9 protein-coding genes and 2 pseudogenes are annotated in these 21,498 nt (G+C 37.7%); 10 read left to right on the plus strand and 1 reads right to left on the minus strand.

Translation table 11 applies throughout. The annotated features are described in order from the left end of the window. Positions 1-5 precede the first annotated feature (5 nt). From MKX49_RS01140 to MKX49_RS01155, 4 genes are all read left to right on the plus strand, one after another. Positions 6-4,724, plus strand: coding sequence for an amino acid adenylation domain-containing protein (locus MKX49_RS01140; RefSeq protein WP_340874329.1), 4,719 nt, complete (start codon positions 6-8; stop codon positions 4,722-4,724). 79 nt (positions 4,725-4,803) lie between these two features. Continuing rightward, positions 4,804-12,483, plus strand: a complete 7,680-nt coding sequence (locus MKX49_RS01145; RefSeq protein ID WP_340874331.1) for an amino acid adenylation domain-containing protein — start codon at positions 4,804-4,806, stop codon at positions 12,481-12,483. Beyond that, the gene (locus MKX49_RS01150) at positions 12,480-15,383 is read left to right on the plus strand and encodes a non-ribosomal peptide synthetase (protein ID WP_340874332.1); all 2,904 of its coding nucleotides are present in this window, start codon (positions 12,480-12,482) and stop codon (positions 15,381-15,383) included. Before MKX49_RS01145 ends, MKX49_RS01150 begins: the two co-directional genes overlap by 4 nt. Positions 15,384-15,403: 20 nt before the next feature. Beyond that, the gene (locus MKX49_RS01155) at positions 15,404-16,135 is read left to right on the plus strand and encodes a thioesterase II family protein (RefSeq protein WP_340874333.1); all 732 of its coding nucleotides are present in this window, start codon (positions 15,404-15,406) and stop codon (positions 16,133-16,135) included. 336 nt (positions 16,136-16,471) lie between these two features. Here MKX49_RS01155 and MKX49_RS01160 read toward each other — a convergent pair whose 3' ends face one another. Continuing rightward, on the minus strand, positions 16,472-17,860 hold the full coding sequence (locus MKX49_RS01160; RefSeq protein ID WP_340874335.1) for a hypothetical protein: 1,389 nt from the start codon (positions 17,858-17,860) through the stop codon (positions 16,472-16,474). 302 nt (positions 17,861-18,162) lie between these two features. Between MKX49_RS01160 and MKX49_RS28335 the strand changes: the two are divergent. The 6 genes and pseudogenes from MKX49_RS28335 to MKX49_RS01185 all read left to right on the plus strand — a co-directional run. Continuing rightward, positions 18,163-18,495, plus strand: a pseudogene (locus MKX49_RS28335) (peptidoglycan recognition protein family protein); the annotation flags it as partial. Positions 18,496-18,566: 71 nt separating this feature from the next. Then, positions 18,567-18,953 carry a LysM peptidoglycan-binding domain-containing protein gene (locus tag MKX49_RS01165; RefSeq protein WP_340874337.1) on the plus strand — a complete coding sequence of 129 codons (387 nt, stop codon included), beginning with the start codon at positions 18,567-18,569 and terminating at the stop codon, positions 18,951-18,953. Positions 18,954-19,000: 47 nt separating this feature from the next. Continuing rightward, positions 19,001-19,243 carry a peptidoglycan-binding domain-containing protein gene (locus MKX49_RS01170; protein WP_340874338.1) on the plus strand — a complete coding sequence of 81 codons (243 nt, stop codon included), beginning with the start codon at positions 19,001-19,003 and terminating at the stop codon, positions 19,241-19,243. Positions 19,244-19,645: 402 nt separating this feature from the next. Next, positions 19,646-19,993: pseudogene (locus tag MKX49_RS01175) on the plus strand (hypothetical protein); the annotation flags it as partial. Between the two features lie 458 nt (positions 19,994-20,451). Next, positions 20,452-20,586, plus strand: a complete 135-nt coding sequence (locus MKX49_RS01180) for a hypothetical protein (protein WP_340874340.1) — start codon at positions 20,452-20,454, stop codon at positions 20,584-20,586. Then, positions 20,564-20,914 (plus strand): hypothetical protein, encoded by a 351-nt coding sequence (locus tag MKX49_RS01185; protein ID WP_340874342.1) that lies wholly within the window; start codon positions 20,564-20,566, stop codon positions 20,912-20,914. The genes MKX49_RS01180 and MKX49_RS01185 overlap by 23 nt, the downstream gene beginning before the upstream one ends. Positions 20,915-21,498 lie beyond the last annotated feature (584 nt).

The raw sequence follows: 21,498 nt of genomic DNA on the forward strand, positions 1-21,498 counted from the left end.
TTTCTATGAACAGGATGATCAGTGAAACGGAAGATAGGCTATTAAACTTGATTTCAATTGTTATTGAACCTTTTAAACTATCACTAGTAGAGGACATGAATGAATCACTAAGCACAAATGAAAAAAAAGATGAGTTTTTGTCTTCGATAAAACAGGAGTTTGGTATTCAATTAACACCGGAAATCATTTCAAGTCAATGGAATATAGAAAAACTGGCAAGTTTTCTGGACATGCTCCTCTACATGAGGGAAGACGAGGTAAATAAGCCTTATAAACGTGGGAAAAGTGAAGGAATGCTTTCTCATAATCAAGATAGAATGTATCTGTTCGACAGCCTGGATGAAAGGAAAATGCTCTATAATATGCCATTTAAATTCATTTTAAATGGCGTTGTGGACATTGATGACCTGCAACAGGCATTAGATTTCATGATTGAACGCCATGAAACTTTGCGAACTAATTTCAAAGGAGAAGAACATCAAATCCTTCAATTCTTATCAAAAAAAAGCCGAAACATGATTGCCTATGAAGACTGCCGGGGATTAGATCCCGAAGTCAGCGATATAATGGTCACCTCCCATCTTACTGAAGAAATGGAAAGATGCTTCGACCTGGAAAATGATCATTTATTTAATATGAAACTATTTCGAGTTGATGAAGAAAAACATTATTTGGTATGCAATTTTCACCATATCATTTTTGATGGAGTATCGTTTGTCACCTTTTTCGAAGAGTTATTGGAGGTTTATGAAGGAATTCAAACAGGCAGGGTTGGGGATATTCCCCCTCTGGACATGCAATATTTAGATTATGCTGTCTGGCATAAGGAGTGGGTCAAGGAAAGTACGCCAAGCCAAAGGAGGTTTTGGGAAAGTTATTTAGATCAAGAGGAAGAAGCATTAGAACTTCCATTTGACTTTCAACGTCCAAAATCACCTTCTTACTCAGGCGAAAGACTGGAAATGGCCATAACGAATGAACTTCGTGCATGGATTGACAGGGTTTTAAAGGAGAATGGTACGACTTTATATGCTTTTATGATGACCGCCTATCAAGTGTTTTTAAGTCGGTATACCGGGAAGGATCAAATCATTGTCGGGAGTACCGTGGCAAACCGTGGCCAAGAAGAATTTGCCCGGACAGTTGGATGCTTTGTCAATACGCTGCCATTGAAGCTGACCGTTGATCCATCAGAATCATTTCATGAAATATTGAACCGGAATCGTAAAGGGATTTTGGATGTATTGGAACATCAGGCTTTTCCATTTGAAAAAATCGTTGAAATCATTAATCCAGACAGGGATCTCAGTCATTCCCCATTGTTCCAAACAGCTTTGGCAATGGAAGAAAGCTTTGATGGGAACTTTAGCAACGCATTCTTCACTCTTGAACAAGACAAATTCGAAATTCCTTATTCAAATTATGACCTGACTATAAAGGTGAAGGGTTCACATGACTTAATCCTGGAATTCGAGTATTCCGATGAACTTTTCAGACGGGAAACAATTGAAAGACTCATGCTGAGTTTCGAAAAATGGTTATTCCAAATTTGCAGAAATGCGGATATACCTATCTGTCATTTGGAGTATTTAGATGACAATCAAATGAATCATTTGTTATTTGAGTGGCAAGGTGAGGTTTCGGATGCACATCAAAATGAGACGATCACCTCCATATTCAAAAGAATCGTCAAGAAGCATTCAAACAAATTAGCCATTGCTGATAATGGTCAGGCCATTACTTATTCGGAATTAGATCAAAGATCGAATGTGATAGCGAAATTGGTCAGAAATCAAACCGAAAACGGTTCTAATAAGGTAGGCCTGCATGTAAACAGGTCGATTGATATGGTAATCGGCATGTTGGGAGTCATTAAAGCCGGGTGTGCATACGTTCCGCTTGATCCTATGCTGCCAGCTGAAAGATTGGACTATATCGTCAATGATTCGAAAATGGATATATGCATTACGAATCAAGTTGAGGCTCCTGCCATTAAAAAAATAGCTACGCTGATTGATCTTGAATCCGTACATTACATGGCTACCGAGTGCTGTAACGAATCTATTGCACCTTCCGATCTGGCTTACATAATCTATACTTCGGGAACGACAGGAAAACCTAAAGGTGTCATGTTATCCCATAGAGGCGTAGTGAATTTAATAATAAGTCAAAACAAGTACTTACAACTTGATGAGACCTCAAAGGTATTACAATTTGCCACTTTTAATTTTGACGCTTCTATATATGAGATTTTTGGAAGCTTATTAAATGGTGCAGAGCTGCATATCGGGAATAATAAGGAGGAAATGTTTGATTTACTCGCATTGGAAAATCAAATCAAAAGTGAAAAGTTAACGCATCTAGTATTGCCGCCCGCAGTATTACAAGAGCTCAATATAGAGGGATCCCATGTGAAATTCGTCGGTTCAGCCGGGTCTGAATGTCCAATAGCCTTGCTGGATCGCTATCAAAATATAAATTTTTATAATGCCTACGGTCCAACGGAATATTCAGTATGGACCACGATTGAAATGTTTAAAGCGTATGAAAACAATGAGACTACCAATAATAAAGTTTCGATAGGCAAACCCATCCTGAATACTGACGTCTATTTATTAAATCCTGAGCAAAGACTCGTACCAATCGGTGCTGCAGGGGAAATATATATTGGTGGTGAAGGGTTAGCTGTTGGATATGTGAATAATGATGCTTTAACAAAAGAAAAGTTCATTCAACATCCTTTTAAAGCTGGAAAGCGTTTGTATCGCAGCGGTGACCTTGCAAAATTCACGAGCGATGGCGAGTTGATTTTTCTGGGGCGTAAAGATAATCAAGTGAAAATCAGAGGTTTCCGTGTCGAAGTGGATGAGATTTCGGTCAACCTCAATGCTTATCCGCAAGTAAGTGACTCATTCATTAAGGTTCAGGATCAGCCCAACTTAAATAAACAAATAATCGCTTATTTCACATCCAAGCAACAAGTTGATTACGATCACTTAAAAGCATTTTTAAAAGAGAGATTACCAAGTTACATGATTCCTTCATTCTTTATGCAAGTGGACAAATTTCCGTTAAATGCAAATGGGAAAATTGATTCAGCACTTCTTCCGGTACCCGTAAACAGAAGCAATACATTGGAAGAACCTGAGACGTTCATTGAGAAAGTGCTTCTTCAAATATTCAAAAGTGTCTTAGGGTTGGATGACATAAGTATCCGAGATAACTTTTTTGAACTTGGCGGCGATTCCATTCAGAGCATTCAAATATGTTCACTAGCAAGGCAGGAAAGTATAATCATCAGTCCAAAATCAATTTTTGAAAATCAAACGGTAGCAGAGCTGGCAGCGATAGCGAAAACTGAAAATAAGGTCATGATTCAACCTATAGCCACTAGAGGGAATGTGGAACTGACCCCCATCCAAGAATGGTTCTTTGCGGAGCACACTGCTTTCATCAATCATTGGAACCAGTCCATTGTTTTTAGTAAAGATTCCTGTGCTCAAATGGAGGATATTGAAAAAATCCTATCACATATCGTGGAACATCATGATGGATTGTTAACCCTATTTGAAAAACGTGACAATAAATATATCGGGAATATAGACTCCGAACACAAAACATGGGAGTTAGTCTATAAGGATATACATCATTTGGATGAGGAAACGCGAATAAGGGTGAGAGATGAATGGGAAAGTAAGGCTCAAGGTTCATTGGACATAAGTAATGGACCGATCATGAAAATGCTTGTTTTAAAAGAACAACCGAACAAGTATCGCTTCTTTTGGGTAATCCATCATTTATTGATTGATGCCGTTTCCTGGAGGATTTTACTTGAGGATTTCAATACTCTCCATGATCAGGCATTAAACAATCAAACAGGAAGGCTTGCTCATAAAACGTCATCATTCAAAGACTGGTCAAACTTCTTGAAGAAATACAATGAATCGTTGATGGACCTTGAAACACTCCGTTATTGGGAACAAAAAACAAAAAGTGAAATAACGGATTTTAAGATAGCGGAAGACTTTATAGCTAAAGAAGAAAGAACGATGGAGAAATCATTCAGTGAGGAAGAAACTGAATTCTTGATCCAGGAATTATCAAAGCAATCAAAAGCGACTGTGGAGGAAGTATTGTTGTCATTAATCGCAAAGGGTTTGAAACAATCCTTTGAAGTGAAGAACTTCTGGTTGGAAATAGAAGGGCATGGCAGGGAAATGGTGGATGAAACAATCGATGTTACTAGGACCGTTGGCTGGTTTACTGCGATGTATCCAATATTACTGCATTCAGATGGGACGTTTGATGATACTTTAAAAAACACGAAGAATGCTATAAGGGAAATCCCAAATAAAGGTTTTGATTATGGCGTCATCAAGTATTTACGACCTGGGGTCATTCAGGAGCCGGATATCTACGTTACTTTTAATTACTTAGGAAGATTGGATTCTCAATTTGAATCATCCAATAGCAGGGACTTTGGTGAGTTTGAAAATAAACCAAAACTGCATTTCCTGTCATTTATCCAGGATGGAAAACTAATCATAAAAATAATTTCAAAATTAGCCGAAGCAAAGATGAATCTAATAATGGAAGCTATTGGTGATGTTGTCATTGAAATCAAGGGAACTGAATTTGACCAAGGTTCTTTAATAGAAAGTGATTTCCCGGATGCGATGCTCACTGAGGAAGATTTGTTTCATATATTGAATTCTAACAAATAAAGTGATTACTGGTTTAATAGAATGATTGTGGTCTGCGGGTATGGATGACACGAAGATAATGGAATCGGGAGGCGCAAAATTGGAGAAATCTATTCAGAATATCTACTCATTAACTCCGCTTCAAGAAGGAATCCTTTATGAACTGGAAATGAACAATACAGCAGAAAACCTTTACATTTCTCAAATGCGAATCAGGATAACGGGCGCTCTTGAAGTGAATGCATTGTTCGAGGCGTGGAGTCAGGTTGTAGAACGACATGAGGCATTAAGAATGAAGGTCATCTCTAAAAATATTGAAAATAATGTTCAGGTTGTCTTCAATACAATGGATTATCAACCGGAAATGATCGATCTGACAGAGTTGAGTGAACATGAACAATTAAATGAAATTCAAAGAGTGACTTCCGAATCCCAGGAGATGGATGTGAATAACTCCAATTTGATGAAACTCCAGGTAGTGAAAATTGAAGAAAATCAGTTTATCTTGATTTGGACTCATCACCATATAATTTTGGATGGCTGGAGTACCAGCATAGTCATCGATGAACTCTTTGTTATTTACAGCCGAATTGTAGGAAAAGACTCCAAAGGGCTTATTGAAAAGCCAAAGCAATATGGAGATTTTATCCGGTATATGAATAAAACAGATGCGGAAGATTTAAATCGTTTTTGGAAAGAGCTTGCAAAGGATATTGAGCAGCCGACGATCACATTTCCCGTCATGAAACATGTGAAGGAAAACCACCAGGACAATGATCTCTTCTGGGAGCTGGATAAAACACAAAGTAAGCTTTTAAGAGAGTTTGCCGCTAAAAACCATGTAACGCTTAATGTATTGCTGCAGTTAATTTGGTCAATCGTCCTAAAGGAAATGTCCAATCAAAATCGAATCGTCTTTGGAATCGTTAGCTCTGGCAGGTCGAATAACTTATTCAAATCGGAAGAAATCGTTGGGATGCTCATTAATACGATTCCTATGATAGCTGAAATAAACGATACAGACAGCGTTACCGATTTACTGAAACGATTCCAGGAAACATTGAACAATATGCTGGATTACTCCCAAATTTCTTTAGTGGATATCAAAAAGCATACGAAATTAAAGAAGGAAGATCCGATTTTCCAAACTTTATTTGTTTATGAAAATTATCCGGAAGCGAAAGATGAAGGCTTTAGCATTAACTGGGAGGTCGAAGGCGGAAAAGAGTCACATAGCTTTCCATTATCGTTACAAGCCCAGGATAATAAAGAAACGATAACATGCAAATTGTATTTTAATACGTGCTTCTTACAGCGTTCGCTAGTATATGATATCCAATCAGCCTTCATGCAGGTTGCCCATCAAATTACTGAAGCTCAGCAAATTGATGAAATATATGTGGATATTGATTTTTCAAAACTAAAAAATAATGTGAGTAAAGACGATCAAGCAGCTGATGGCCATTCGGTCACATCCACATCGGTTAATCAAGAACTTAAAGAAATATGGCAAGAGTTTTTCTTGAACAGCGATATTAATGGTGATTTCTTTCAATTGGGCGGGCATTCGATAACAGCCATGAAAATGGTGTCTAAAATAAATAAAAGACTTGATGCGAATATGAAATTAGCTGATTTGTTTGAAAATCCTACATTGAAAATGCTAAATCATAAGATCTTTCCGGAAATGAGTACACCTCCGGGAAATGAAACGCAGGTCGTTTCATCTTTCGTGGAAAAGACATTTTTGGAAGTCTTATCAACAAGTCAAATCGATAAAGATGCCGATTTTTTTGAAATGGGCGGACACTCGATTTTAGCTATGAAATTATTGACGAAATTAAACAAAGAATATAATCAAATTCTAACTTTGAAAGATATTTTTCAAAATTCAACAATCGATTCGTTGACGGACTTCATCATTAATGAAATTTCAGATCATGACATGGAGCACATAGAAGCGCAACAAGAAAATCATGTTTTATCCAGTAACCAAGAGGCCTTATGGTTCAACGAAAAACTCAACGGTAAGACAGCCAATTATAATATCCCTCAGAAATATAAAATGATTGGAGCAGTGGATACTTCAATGCTGGAAAAAGCCTTAAATCATGTCGTTACTAGACATGAGATTTTGAGGACCACCGTCCGTGAAAACGCTGGTAAAGGCTATCAGGAAATCATGGAAGATTTATACATTAAAATAGATGAAATCGATCTCTCTGCGTTAAAGCCCGAACAGCAAAAGACTCGTATGCTGCAAATTGAAGACGATGTCCAATCGGAAATCTTTGAAATTGAAAAAGGTCCTCTCCTGACAGTGAAACTTGTTAAATTGAGTGAAAAGGATTTTGTTTTATTTGTGAATCTCCACCATTTCGTTTTTGACGGATGGTCAGTGAGTATATTTTTAGATGAATGGTTATCGTTTTATGACAGTGAAGTGAATGAAAAGGAACTTATCCTTGGAAAAGACTTTAAACAATATAAGGATTTTGCATTAGAGCAGAAAAACTGGTTGGAAAATAACATGAAAGAAGAATCGCTATTTTGGGAAACAAACTTAGCTGGGGAATTACCTAAATTGGAGCTTCCTTTAGATAAGATACGTTCAAAAGAAAATCGCAACGATGGCAGTAGTTTTATAGTGGAACTAACGAGGGAAGAGCTCCAGGGTTTAAAGCGGATGTCCCTGGAAAAAAACTCGACATTATTCATGACACTGCTAACGATGTACCAGTCTTTCCTAGCAAAATATACAGGTCAGAACGATATCATCGTTGGAAGTCCTTTGGCGAATAGAATGATTGAAGGGACAGAAAAATCGATAGGTTATTTTGTCAATACACTGCCCTTTAGATTAAAGCTGGGACATGAGGAAACATTTGAAGAGATACTTCAAAGAAATACAGGCCATATCATCGATATCTATGATCATCAGCAAATGACATTGGAGAAAATCGTTGAAGTCATTAACCCTGAAAGAAATTTAGCAAGCACTTCTTTATTTCAAACCGTCTTCATTTTACAAAATAATGCCAAAGCTGCATTGGAAAGTGAATACATAAAGATAACGCCTGAAGTAATAAAGTCAAAGGCAGCAAAATTCGATTTGAGTTTAGCTGCAGAAGAATATGAAGATAAGCTATTATTCGCCTTGGAGTATAATTCAGGGATCTTCAATGAACAAACCATTCAATCATTAGCTGAAAATTTCCTGGAGTGGATCAGGAAGATTACTTATCTGCCTGAACAATCCATTGACAAGGTATCCGTCGTGAGTAAGAAGCAGGAGAAATTATTATTGGAAGAATGGCAGGGAGAAACCATTCGCTTTGAGGGGATCAATGACACAATCCCACAAGCCTTCCATAAAATTGTCGAGCGATTTCCTGATAAGGTAGCCATTGTTGATGGTTCCGAAACCATTACATATCGCGAATTGAATGATAAGAGCAATCGGCTTTCTCACTATTTACTAAGCAAAGGGATTTCTAAAGAAGAAAGAGTCGGAATTTATGTGAATCGATCAATTGATATGGTGACGGGGATGTTGGCAGTAATTAAAGCAGGTGCTGCGTATGTTCCATTGGATCCTCATTATCCTAATGAACGATTAAGCTACATGGTTGAAGATTCGTCCATTTCCTATTGCTTGAGTCACAAAGAACTCGGAAAGAATGGTTTGATTGACCCATTCAAAATAATATATTTTGAAAATATTGAAAATGAATCGGATTTGTCAATGACAGAGAATCTTCACATTGCAGATCAGCGGGACTTAGCATATGTCATTTATACCTCTGGAACGACAGGCAGGCCAAAAGGAGTCATGTTGGAACATAGGGGAATCATTAACTTAGTTCATAACCAAAATAAAATGATGTGTTTAGATACATCAGCTAAAGTGCTGCAATTCGCTACGTTTAATTTTGATTCATCCGTCATAGAGATTTTCAGCACACTATTGTTCGGTGCCGAGCTGCATATAAGCGTAGATAAAGAAAATCAATTTGACATGAGTAAACTTGTTGAACAAATTAAGCGTGAAGGAATTTCTCATATTATTTTACCGCCTGCTGTGTTGAAGGAAATGCCAATCAATGATTTGAGCACGCTTAAAGTGTTGGGATCTGCAGGCTCTGAATGTCCAGTCGAGCTCGTTTCGAAGTTTAAGCATATATCGTTTTTCAATGGCTACGGGCCTACTGAATATTCGGTGTGTACAAGTTTTAAAATGTTTCCCCCGAATGAGGATGCTACAGATGAATTCGTTGTTTCAATTGGGAAGCCACTGACTAACACTGTTGCATTTGTGCTGGATGAAAACCGGAAACTAGTGCCGGCAGGAGCGGTTGGTGAACTTTATGTCGGAGGAATTGGGTTAGCGAGGGGATATCTGAATAATGAGAGCCTGACAAATGAAAGATTCATATCCAATCCATTCAACCCTGCTGAAAAAGTATACAGAACCGGGGATTTAGTTAAGCATAATAAAGCTGGGGAATTAGTTTATATAGGCAGAGAGGACGACCAAGTGAAAATAAGAGGATACCGAGTTGAACTATCGGAGGTTAATGTTTCATTACGAAAACTAGCAGAAATCAAAGATAGTTATGTAACGGCAATGGAAGATGGATTTCAGAATAAGAGGCTAATTGCTTATTATACGGTGAATGATGAGGTTTCGGTGGATTCAATTAGAAGAAGACTGAAAGAAACACTGCCTGCTTTCATGATTCCTGCTCATTTTATGCAACTGGATAAATTCCCTTTGACGCCGAATGGAAAAGTTGATCGGAAATCCCTGCCGAAATGGACGGAACAGTTGGATGAGAGGAAGAAAAAAGTGCCGGATGTGCAAGAGCTGTCCAAAACTGAAACAGAGCTTCTGACAATATGGAGAGATGTATTAAACGATCCTACTATAGGACCGGAAGATAACTTCTTTGAATGTGGCGGTGATTCAATCATCAGCATTCAAATATGCTCGGCTGCAAAAGAAAAAGATCTATTTATAACGCCTAAAGATTTATTTGAATACCAAACGGTCCGTGAGCTAGGGAATGTTGTAAATGATCTGAAACAAAAACAAGTGGTCCAAGAAAAAATATCAGGTTATGTACCGTTGACGCCTATTCAATCTTGGTTTTTTAATGAAAATCATGACAATATCCATCATTGGAATCAGTCAGTCGTTTTGATGAAGGATCATGCATTGGCGACCGAACAATATAAACAAATCATCATGAAATTAATTGATCACCACGACATATTAAGGACATTATTTGAAAAACATGGTGATTCATATATTGGCAATATTTCAAATGCTGATACGGCATGCGGTTTTCATGAGTATCAAGTTTCCAGTTTTACAGATGAAAATACTCTGAAAGTAATTAAGGAGCTGGAAGAAAACGCCCAACAAAGTTTAAACATATACAATGGCCCCATGATGAAGTTCCTTCTATTCAGGAATCAAAAGGACGTAAGGATTTTTTGGGTGATTCATCACCTTGTGGTTGATGGTGTTTCGTGGAGGATACTTCTTGATCATTTCGAAAGATGCTATCAACAGATAAAGAATGGACAAGAACCATCACTGCCTTTAAAAACGACTTCTTATAAACAATGGTCCGAGAAACTGAACGAGTATCAGAACACTGGCCTACCGGAAGATGCCGTTCAATATTGGGAAAAGGAAATGAATATTCCAGTTTCTCCGCTGACGCATAGCTTAGGAGAAACATGTGATTTTGAAAACATGTACAAAATACAAGTGGATGAGGACCAAACACAAAACCTCATTAAAAACACTTTAAGAAAACATAAAACGACGATTGATGAGGTTTTATTATCCGTTATTGCTCATTCAGTTTCCAATATAATGGGAATTGATGAATTTTGGCTCGATTTAGAAGGTCATGGCAGAGAGGATATTGAAGATGATATTGATCTATCAAGGACAGTAGGGTGGTTCACCTCCATTTATCCAGTAAGGATTAAAGGAATGCCGTCTTTGGGCTCAACCTTGAGAAATACAAAAAACAGATTAAGAAGTGTGCCAAACAAAGGGTTTGACTTTGGAATCCTAAAGTATATTTCCGCTCGGAATCATAACTATCCAGACAGCCTAGTGAGTTACAACTATCTAGGTCAATTTAATAACACTGGTGATATGGAACAAACCAATAGCAGCAATATCGATTTGAACTATAAATTTCCATATAAGCTCAATTTTGTCGCCAGCATCGTAAACAATAGACTCATGCTGAATATAATTGGCGATAGCAACAATGAAAACTACCAAATGATATGTAAAGAAGTTGAAGTACACTTAAACAATATTTTAAGTGGATGCGCAGATTTGAATGACTCCATTGTGGAAACGGATTTTCAAGCTGAGAAAATAGTCGATGGAAGTACGATTACCCATTTCATTAATAAGTTTAATAACATTGAAGAGATTTACCCCGTGACATCACTTCAAGAAGGGATGTTATTCCATAGTGAAGTAACTCAAAGTCCTGAATATATTTCACAGCTGTCCATTGATTTAATAGGTGATCTGGACTTGGACGAATTGGAAGAAGCCTGGAATGAAACCTGTAGAAAATACGACGTTCTTAGATCCGTTTTCAGGCGCAATCAATTGGGGGACCGTTACCAAATCATACTAAATGACATTTATTATGTGTTTAATCATGTGGATTTAACGATGTTTAGTGAGGACGAATCGGCATCCAAGATAGAAAATCTTTTAGAGCATAGTAAAAACAGACAAATGGATTTAGAGAATGGTCCGCTCATGAACATCACCTTGATCCAGCTATCGGATCATCGCTTTAAATTCATATGGACACATCATCATGCTTTAATGGATGGCTGGAGCCTGCAAATCGTCATTAATCATTTTTTGGATAATTATCGAAACCCATCCAATATGGTAAAAGACAGTGATGAACATAAGATTGCCTATAAGCAAGTCATGAATCATGTCAGGAATATGAATAAACAGGATGAAGCAGCTTTTTGGAATGAAGAATTGAGGGATTTCGAACAAGTAAAAGCACAAGTAGGTAAGAAAACGGATAAGGCAGCTTTTACAGCGGATAAAGTTATTGAATATAGCCTGCCTGAAGAGCTTACCGAAAGATTAATAGAATTATCCAAGCGGTATAGAAAGACGATTAATACCGTTGTTCAAGGAGTTTGGAGCATCGTTCTATCGTGCCTCAGTGAGAGCGAATCAGTATGCTATGGGGTGACAAGCTCAGGAAGGAACCTCAGCATTCCGCATATTGAAAAAGCTGTAGGCTTATTGATCAATACTCTGCCATTCTCGTTGAAAATCGATTGGGAAGATGATTTGCAATCCTATCTTACTGCGATTCAAAACAAGCAATTACAAATGAGAGAGTATGAGTTCAGTGCACTTACGGATATAAAGCGATACGCTGAAATTCCTTGGGATAAGGAATTATTCCAACATATATTTGTATTCGAAAATTATCCGAGCACAGAACTGGCAGAGGATTCGCGAATCATGATCGAAAATTCAGTCGGAAGTGAATCGACCAATTTTGATCTTACGTTCTCTGCGGCTGTAGTGCAAACCAAGCTGCATTATAAAATCATTTATAAAGAAAGTAAATTTGCCGAAAATGAAATTTTACTTTTTATGGATTCCATGCAGGAAATATTCTTAAAACTAACAGAAAATGAAACACTGCCACCTATTGGAAAATTAATAAATCACTTGAAAGTTGGGGCCCGATGATAAGTAAATCGATGACGACGAATAAATTGATGTCAATAACTGAAGCTTTTAAAAAAATCGCGGAAGATAATCAATCAAAAGCGGCACTTTGCGAAAATGAACGTCAAATTACTTATAAAGAATTAGACATGCTTTCAGATAAGCTTGCCAAAAGGATCATTGATCTGGGGATTCAAGAAGAAACAATGATCGGTATTCCAAGCAAAAGGTCCATTGAACTGATCATAGGGATGCTTGCCATAATAAAGTCAGGCTGTTGCTATGTTCCAATCGACGAAAATTACCCATTAAAAAGATTGGAATATATGCTTGCAGATACGGATATGAAGTTCTTCTTATCGTTTAATGGTCAAGGAGGGAAGCTCAGAGAATTGGATATTGAACCAATTCCATTTGAGATGAATGAACTAAGCAGGGACGGGCATATTCCCGTGAACCGTTCCTCGGAGAATGGTCTCGCATATGTCATCTATACATCAGGAACGACCGGAAATCCAAAAGGTGTAATGATAGAGCATAAAAGTGTAGTCAATTTAGTATTGAACTCTGAAATACTTGAAATAAACGAAAATAATAGAGTGGCTCAATTTTCCAACCCGTGTTTTGACGCCGCAACCTTTGAGATATGGGGAGCTTTATTGAATGGAGCGACTTTATTCTTGATGCCGAATGAGTTCACTTCTTTTGATGATTGGAAAGAAGCGATATCCATTGGAAAGGTGGATGTAGCTTTTTTTACGACAGGTCTTTTCAATGCAATGGTAGATGAGGATCCTATGATTTTTGAAGGATTAAAGAAAATTGTGGTTGGCGGAGATAAAATCTCGGTTCCCCATGTGAGGAGATTGAAGCAAACAATCGGTCACTTCTCCTTGATTAATGGGTATGGACCAACTGAATGCACAACTTTTGCCATTTGTCATGAGGTCGAAGACAAAGATGCAGATGTTATTCCCATTGGAAAACCATTGAGCAATGTAGAAATCAGGATTCTATCTGAAGGACTACTCGAGGTAGCAGATGGGGAAATAGGCGAAATCTACATTGGCGGTCAAGGGGTCATGAGAGGCTATTTAAATCAGCCGAAATTAACGGAACAAGCGTTGAGCATGGATGATTTGAATCAGATGAAGTGGTATAAAACAGGTGATCATGGCGTCCGGTTACAAAATGGTGAGATCCTGTATAAAGGTCGAAAAGACAGTCAAGTGAAAATTCGCGGTTTTAGAATTGAACTGAATGAAATTCAAGACAAGCTTGATAAATACATGAAGGTTGAAAGTTCAGTAGTTGCTGTTAAAAACATCAATGATGAAAATTATGTGATCGCTTATTACAAACATGAAGATGAAAAAGCGGAAAACGCTGAAAAGGATATTAAAGATTATCTGAACAATGAATTGCCGAAATATATGATTCCCCACTTTTTTGTCAGAGTGGATGATTTCCCGCTTAATGCCAACGGCAAAGTCGATAAAGAGAAATTATTGGAAATGGAGATCGTGCAAAATAAAACTTCCTTAGCCAATCAGGAAACTGGAAAGAAAAAAGAAGTATTGAAGATTTGGAGAAATGTATTAGGAAATCAAAGTCTAGGATTGGACGACAACTTCTTTGAACATGGAGGCCATTCCATTTTAGCTACCAAACTGGTCTATGTAATGAAGGAAACTGTACTTCCTGAAGCCACTTTACAAATCTTATTGGAAAATAATACAGTGAATAAATTTGTTGAAGCACTTGAAGTCGACTCATCTGGCAGCATGGAAGCAGTGATGGAGAAGGATTCCATGCTCGATCGAGAATTGATGGAGAAAATAAGGGAAATATCCGCTAAACCAGTTCAAATTGAAAAAAATATGATGATTACAGGTGGAACAGGTTTCTTGGGGGCACATCTATTAAACAAATTATTACTGGAATTGGAAGATGTCAAAATTTATTGTTTGGTTAGATTTCCTTCAAGAAATAGATTGAAAGATACTTTAATGAAATATGGTCTTTGGCAGGATGAATTCGTAAGTCGAATCGTTGTCATTGAAGGGGACCTTAGTAAACATCATTTCGGTCTGGATGATGTGACATATGAGAAATTAAGCAATGATGTTTCTCATGTGTATCATGTCGGTGCAGAAACGAATTTCTTCGAGCCGTATAGCAAATCAAAAATATCGAATGTGGATGGTGTAGTGGAAGTCATTAAGTTTGCTTCATCATGCAATCGGAAAAACATTTATTATGCATCAACGCTTTCTGTCTTGACCGGAGAAAGGAAATGGGACGAGGAAGACGAATTGGTTTATTCCCCCGATTTAATGATCGGATACAGCCAGTCCAAATGGGTTGCCGAGAAATTGCTTCTTCAAGCAAGGGAACTCGGACTGACAATCGATATTTTCCGATTAGGCAGGATTTCATCTAATTCAAATGGGGTTTGGAACGAGAAGGATATGTTGTACAAGGTTTTTGAATCATTTATTGAACAAAGGATATTGCCATTTAAAGAGGAAATTCATTTTGAATTGATGCCAGTCGATTTTGTAAGTGAGTTTATTTACAAAATATCAAGATTGAAAGAGAATCAGAAGCTTGGGATCTATCATATGTTCAATGATCAGAGGGTTTCAAGTGAATTCGTGACCTCCTTCTTCGAAAAAAATGAAATATCTTACTCCAATATGGATTTGGAAGAGTGGTTACAATCTTTAAAAGAAAAGACACAATCTAACGAGATTCATTCATTAAGTGCTTTGTCCCAGTTAATAGATGAATCAACAAAATTAAAAGAGTCGGAAATCCTGCAATCAAAAACCAAGAAGGAAATGGAACTGCTATCAATGAAAATGCCGGAAATCGATTCAAGGTATGTTGAAAGCTTTATGAAGTACATGTTGAAATAATGAATCGTAAGAGAAGGGGGATGGAAGGACTGAAGAAAACACTTTTTTGTTTCCCTTATGCGGGGGGAAGTGCATCTTTTTATAGAGAATGGAAATTTGATGATGATGGGATAGAGGTAATCCCGCTGGAATACCCTGGACATGGCAGTAAATATAGTGAACCATTATGTGAACATATGACGGATTTGACGGATATATTATTGAAGGAAATGGAAACGAAACATCAAATGAATTCACTGGAAAACATCTCTTTGTTTGGACATAGCATGGGTGCGATCGTAGCCTATGAAATTGCGGCAAAATTAGAAGAGAGAGATGATAATAAAGTTGAACATTTATTCATTTCAAGTAAGTCATCCCCAGAATATAAAGTAGATCAAATAGATTGCTCTAATACAAAACATTTAAAACAGTCGCTTGAAAAAATCGGGGGAACAAACAAGGAACTCCTGGAAACGGAAGATTTCATGAATATATTCCTTCCGATAATTCAGTCCGACTTGAATGTATTAGCCAACTATCACCATGAAAAAAAACGCGAGAAAAAGGTGGGAAACAAGGCCGTTTTGCTATTGGGATCGAATGATACCGTGACGAAGGAAAGTATCGAAAGCTGGAATGAATACATTGAACATATTGAAGGATTGCATATATTAAAGGGTGATCATTTCTATATAAAGCAAAACCAGGATATCGTTTTAAAAATCATTCAAGAGTATGTACTCAATAGTCGTTGTGGAGTCTTGATTTAAGAGAGCGGACTGACTGACTTGACCAAAACTTGCTCTAATGTAAGCATCCGTTTGGATACCCATGAAACCCAATCTTCATCTAAAAAAGGACTGATTTATTTCAGTCCTTTTTACTGTAGACAAATTTAAAAAGCACCAGTTGCTTTCAGAAATCCACTCCCATACGGCCGACTGTCTGCTAAGCCTCCTCGACGGAAGCGCCTGTGGGGTCCCGGCTAGCCAGTTATTCGGCAGGAATGTCGCTGATTTCTTCAATCAATGAGGGTCCATCCTTATAAAAAAGTAAAAAACAATCGAACCTCCTTTTAGGAGTCCACACAAATCGGCGCAATTCGATTAAATGAGAAACATCGCTACTATTGTAGTCACTGCTAAACCAATGGTTACCGGAAGCAGATTCCGGCGGGCAAGTTCAAAGGGACTGACATTACATATGGCAGCTGCCGGAATCAGTGCCCATGGAATGAGGGTACCTCCGCCAACCCAAATCGCGGTTATTTGCCCGAGTGCAGTCAAGGTGGCGGTTCCGCCTCCGATTGCCGTGCCAAAGAGTTTAGCGACAGATCCCGCTAAAGAAATGCCTGAGAAGCCCGATCCATCCAAGCCGGTGATGGCACCGATGCCGGTTAATGTGACGGCGGCTATTTCTTTCGTTAAAGGAACGGAGGCCGCCAATGCGGCACCGAGGTCATTGACGATGCCGAGGGATGTTTTCGGTAAGTAGTCACCGATGATCTGATTGAATCCAGAATCACCTAAATAGAAGAATGCGGCGATCGGAATGACCGGTCCGAATACTTTGAAGGCAAATTGAAAACCCTGGATCAAATAGGCCGTTGATTTTTCAAGCCCTTGCTGCTTATGTGCGACAAGGGATAAAACCAGCAAAATGAAAACCGCTGTACCGCCAACCAACGCCGTGGCATCTCCGCCTTGCAACTTCAAAATCGACAATGCCACAACATCCAACAGAAAGGCGATTGGAATGAAGACGGCAAAAAACTTCTTTTGTCCCAGTGTAAGCAGATTTTCACTCATTGTTTGATCTTGGACAAATCCCTCATTATCCGCCTTGATTCTTCCAAGCTTCATATCCCGCTTTAAAAGGATAAAGGCGGAGAGGGTGGTGACGACCCCCATCGTAATGACAAGGGGGATGCTCGCAGCAATGACATCACCGACAGGTATCGAAGCCGCATCGCCCGTAAGTTTAGGCGCAGCCTGAATGATGAAATCCCCTGATAATGCGATTCCATGACCAAAAAGGTTCATCGCCATTGCCACCCCAAGGGCAGGTAAACCAGCCCGTAAGGCTACGGGGAGCAGGACTGCCCCAAGTAAGGCAACGGCAGGTGATGGCCAGAAAAACCAGGATATCACCATCATGACGATGCCGATTACCCAAAAGGCGAGTGTAGGATTCTTAATGAATTTCGCAAATGGTGCAATCATGACATCATTAATGCCCGACTTCGTCAAAACCATACTCATGGCAACGATGATGGAAATGATTAATATCGTGGACATTAATTCCGTGATTGCGAAAATGAAGCTGTTGAATATCCCGCTTATGGAAGAGGCTAAACTGCCTGTAGCCACTAAAGCCAAAAGGAAAATGCCAATTATGCAGATGAGGGTAGTATCACGACGTTTTACCATAAACCCGATTATCAATGCAATAAATACAACATAAATCCAATGGAGTGCTGTTAATTCCATCTCCATGATCCGTCCCCCTCATAAATGTGCCTAGTTACAGATTATGAAGGAGGTACGGTGTGGTGAGTTGTTTCATAAATTTTAAAGGCTTATCTTATTTACAACTTATGTTGTAAATAACGAGTTTAAGAGGAGATTACATGGTGTATTTTTTCTTTTGCTTAAGACTTAGTTGAAATAGGGGAATGTTGTATAAGATAATGCTACTGAATCAGCTATCATCCGTACAAAGTAAGTAAATGAACTTTACAAATCTTCCACAATTAGACGGTAGAATTGGCAAATTAAAGTCAAAAGGCATATATTCAATGCGCACGAAAACAATTACTCACCGTGTATGGCATCATTCATTAACAAAAAAGAGTTTGGTTGAATCTGATGCTGAAAGCTTCGCGGATCACCATGTAAACACGCTGGGGTGGCCTGGAGGTGGATATACATTTATTATCGAGCCTAAGAATCTAATTAATACCCCAAATGGTAAAAGGGCTAGGATTGTATATGCAAATGATATCCGAAGGACCTATCATGTAGGGAATAGCAATCAGTTCTCGCTTGGAATCTGTGTTGATGGTGATTATCGATATGACACTATGGATGATGCTACCCTTGCAAGTATCGCAGAGCTTCAAGCTGCTCTTGTTAAAGATGGAATTGGACAGTTAGATAAAGCTCATAACGAAATGCCAGGTTATGGCTTGAAAAAAGTTTGTTGTCAGATAACTACAGAAATGCATTTTATTGGAAAGGTTCAAAGGCTCCAGTCAAACCACATCCGGCTCCTGAGGTTTATACAATCCAAGAAGGTGATACTTTATGGAGCATTGCACATAAGGACGGTACTGGTGGCGTTCAAGTTGAAGATTTAATTAAAGCGAATCCTGGTATCGATCCAACTAAACTAAAAATTGGTCAGAAAATCAATTTTGAAAATGCTAAAGGCATTATTGTCCAACCTGATGATAATAAGAAAGAAACCGAAACTTCAAACAGTGGAGATGAAGTAGTTAGGTCCATTCAAAAAACCTTAAATAGCCGTTATAAAGCGGGTCTTGTTACGGATGGATTTAATGGACCTAAAATCAATCGAACTTATTAAAGTTTTGCAAACCGAACTTAATAAAGCAGTTTAATAAAAAGCTTGTTGTGGATGGTAAATGGGGAGTAAAAACTAAGGACGCCATCGTTACGGTCGAAAAAGGTGCAAAAGGCAATCTCACATGGATTCTACAGGCTGCACTTTATTTGGCAGGGCATAATCCTGGATCACTTGATTCTATATTTGGAAAAGGTACAGAGTCGGCTTTATATAAATTCCAGAAAGATAAAAAGATGACTGCAGATAAGAAGGCGGGCAAAGCTACCATCACGGAATTGTTTGCTGCATAATATAAAGCGAGGAATAAAAGGATTTTACACGGTTAAAATACTAATGTGAGAAGCCCTCACAAGTCTCGTCAGTTGTAAAACCTTCTCTAATGGAGAGGGTTTTATCTTTTGTAGGATGAATAAAAGGTAATCGAATGGATAAAGTATGAAATGTGTTAATACTTCCTATAGACACTCCTTTTCCAAAAGCCCTTCTCTAATGAGAGGGCTTTTCTATTATCATTAATTGGATAAAATATTATTGTGTTTCCAACAACACTCCTTCAGACAAAAAAGCCCTTCTCTTAATCGAGAAGGTTTTTTTATTGGTGTTTTTATGGATATTTACCGCGAATATTGAACAGGTTAATAAATGGCCTTTTTCAAAGGGTTAATTTCAATATGGAGGGATTATTGTGGATACAACAGTCCGGCCAACAAACGGGACAACAAAATCAGCAACAACCACAAGGGCAAAACCAATTATCGCAACAAATTCAACAATTAAGTGGTCAAACTCAACATCAATTACAACAAACAGATCAACAACTTCAACAATCTATCCAACAAGCAATTCAAACTTTAAATCAAGCTTCTCAATACATTCAAAGTAATCGAGCATTAACTCAAATGAATCAAGCTGTAAGTCAAGCACAACAGCAATTACAACAAATGACAGGTGGGCAACAGCAACAATCTGGCCAACAAATGGGGAACCAACAAGGGCAACAACAATATGGTCAAATGGGACAACAAAATCGACTACAGTAATCAGGAAGTTAGACTGAGAATAATTAAATGGTTTAAAATGTATATTAGATAATTGATTGGAAAAAATATTATTGTTGTTTCCAACACTCCTTCAGACAAAAAAATCCTTCTCTAATGAGAGGGATTTTTTAATTTACAGGAATATTAAGTAATTAAATGAATAAAATCAAATAATGTGTTACCCTTCACTTATTCAGATAAACCCTTCTCAATCGAGAAGGCTTTTTTTAATAAAAACTAAATCAGCAAGTTCTACAAAGACGGACTATATTGGAGTTAAAACATTGAACGATTCAATATACTTCAGGAATGATTTTGCTATTGGGACTCATACTTTTAAACTTAAAGGGTATAAAACTGTTAATGGTCAAACAAAGGCCTATTGGTAATTGGTAGTAGAAAAATAATGAAGAGATATGCTCATTGCATATCTCTTTTAATTAGGAGAAGCTTGGTTTATGAAAAAATACTACATAGCTGCGTTATCTGTTTTGATATTGCTTGGGGTTATTTACTGGTTTTATGCTTCATCTCCACCTAAAGAATTAAGCACGTCTAATAATGATGATATTGAAAAAGAAAGCGGCACTTAATAGTAAAAACAATGAAGTGACAGTTGTTGCCTCAGTAGACAATGACATTGATGAGGACAGAAAGTATGCTTTACTTATTTTTGAAGATTATAAACAAGTAAATTTCAAAGCTGAAAATAAGGAGCAGGAAGTAAATAAATTTTTCTTTGATGCGAAACCTAACACCTCCATAAACTTCAATGTTTCTGTTCCCATTCGTTCCGATTCCAGTGAATTGACTTTTTTAATCGTTCAAAAGCCAGAGTATAAATTGAAGGAGCTCGATCTAAATAGGGCAGGGATTTTAGGGACAAGTTTTAAGTATGCGGTATTCCATCAACAAAGCTGACAGCGGGAAAGATGCAAAAAAAGTAAAGCAAGTAAAACCTGATGCTATTGTAAAGGATGGATTCAATGAAAATATATCTATCACAAATAGTCAGGAAAAGTTGCAATCAATTATGACTGAAAAAGAAGGCAAGGAACTTAAGTTCTCTGCCGGAAATTAGACAAATGCTGAGATCAGATATGCAATCATAGCTTTAAAAGATTGGGAACAAGTTGCAGTTAGAGATAACACAGACGTCTTATATACCACTGTTCCACCAGAAACTAGACATCTTTTTGATTTTAATCTACCCGACGTTGAAAGAGAAAATAATTTCCAACTCATCGCCTTTCCCTTTCCTTTTGAAATAAGTCCTGATAATTATGAGAGTCAACAAACTTTTGGTTCCTTTAGAGTTGTTATTCAAAATAAAGAATAAGATTTATACGGAAAGGAAGAATCGGATTGTCTACTATAATTAATATATTAGGTTTCGTGGGTATTATCGGATTTATAGTTTTTTAGCAATAGCAAAAACTATAAAAGATAAATCTAAAAGGTAGTTGGTTTTATTAGTGGAATCACTTTCCCCGATAAGAGGTCTG

Source organism: Peribacillus sp. FSL M8-0224 (assembly GCF_038003055.1).
GTDB lineage: Bacteria > Bacillota > Bacilli > Bacillales > DSM-1321 > Peribacillus > Peribacillus frigoritolerans.

What these genes read in the sequence shown, in the direction of transcription:
- MKX49_RS01155 (WP_340874333.1), top strand. Translation starts at nt 15,404, where the DNA reads ATGGAAGGACTGAAGAAAACACTTTTTTGTTTCCCTTATGCGGGGGGA.
- MKX49_RS01180 (WP_340874340.1), top strand. Translation starts at nt 20,452, where the DNA reads ATGAAAAAATACTACATAGCTGCGTTATCTGTTTTGATATTGCTTGGG.
- MKX49_RS01150 (WP_340874332.1), top strand. Translation starts at nt 12,480, where the DNA reads ATGATAAGTAAATCGATGACGACGAATAAATTGATGTCAATAACTGAA.
- MKX49_RS01160 (WP_340874335.1), bottom strand. Translation starts at nt 17,860, where the DNA reads ATGGAGATGGAATTAACAGCACTCCATTGGATTTATGTTGTATTTATT.
- MKX49_RS01140 (WP_340874329.1), top strand. Translation starts at nt 6, where the DNA reads ATGAACAGGATGATCAGTGAAACGGAAGATAGGCTATTAAACTTGATT.